The organism is Paractinoplanes hotanensis, from assembly GCF_023717965.1.
Taxonomy (GTDB): domain Bacteria; phylum Actinomycetota; class Actinomycetes; order Mycobacteriales; family Micromonosporaceae; genus Actinoplanes; species Actinoplanes polyasparticus.
Genome location: NZ_JAMQOL010000114.1, coordinates 1 through 1,188 on the forward strand (window position 1 = coordinate 1; position 1,188 = coordinate 1,188).

Genomic DNA, 1,188 nt, shown 5'->3' on the forward strand with positions numbered 1-1,188 from the left:
GTCACTTGCCGATGACTCCGTTCATGGCGTCGACCCACTGCTGCGGGCTGACCTGGAGCTGGAACAGCTTCGCGATGTTGTCCAGCAGCGTCTCGGCCGCGGTCGGGCTCAACGCCTGGTCCCACGACTGCGCGAACGTCTTGGCACCGTTCGCGATAGCCGCCATGTCCTTCAGGAACTGCGCGTCGCCACCCGTGAACAGACTTTCGCTGCCCTTGAGCACCGGCACACCACCGGACTTGACCCACCCCTCCTTCTCGGCGTCGTCAACCAGCGTCGTCGAGAAGAACTTCTTCGCCGTCTCCTTGGCCTCAGCACTGGCCTTCGACGAGATCGACAGATACTGACCCGGATTGCCCACCGTGTTACTCGGGTCGCCCTTACCACCCTCGACGGCCGGGAAGTTCATCCAGCCCAGCCCACCGTCCTTGACGAAGTTGCCACCCTGCGCCGTCTGAATGCCGTACGACCACGAACCGTGCAGCATCATGGCCGCCCGGCCCGTGTAAAGCAGCGCCTGGTCGGCGTTCGAGTCAGCCGTGGTCGACGAGAAGCCCTTCTGGAACCCGTTGGCCTTCACCAGATCCTGAATCTTGGTCAACATGTCCAGCACAGCCGGGTCGCTCCACGCGCCCTTCTCACCGGCGAACACCCGATCGAACACCTCCGAACCCGCGGTGCGGTCGAGCAGGAACTCCAGCCACATCATGTTCGTCCAGCGCGACTGCCCAGCCAGCGAGAACGGCGCAACCTTGGCCGCGTTGAACTTCGGCACCAGCGCCATGATCTCGCCCCACGACGTCGGAGGCTGCACACCGACCCGCTCAAAAACCTTCTTGTTGTAGAACAACACGATCGGCTGGACCGTCTCGATCGGCATCGCATAAATCTTGCCGTTCACCGTGGCCGCACCGAACGACGACGGAAGGATCTTGTCCTTCACCGCCGCGTTCTGACCGAACCAGTCGGTCAGGTCCTCCACCAGGTTGGAATTGACGTACTCCTTGAGACCGCCACCACCCCAGCCCCAAATCATCGTCGGACCCTGATTCGCGCCCAGCGACGTCTTGATCTTCTGCTTGTACGCGTCGTTCTGGAAATACAACTCGCTGATCTTGGCGTCCGGGCTGGCGTCGTTGAACCGCTTGACAGACGCCTTCCGCACCGGCTCACCGGGCGGGCCACTCA

Annotated in this window: 1 protein-coding gene; it reads right to left on the reverse strand. The window is 62.5% G+C overall.

Translation table 11 applies throughout. The features are described from left to right. Window position 1: 1 nt before the first annotated feature. Window positions 2-1,188, reverse strand: a 1,187-nt coding sequence (locus LXN57_RS47595) for an extracellular solute-binding protein (protein ID WP_251804943.1), incomplete at its 5' end; no start/stop codon positions are given.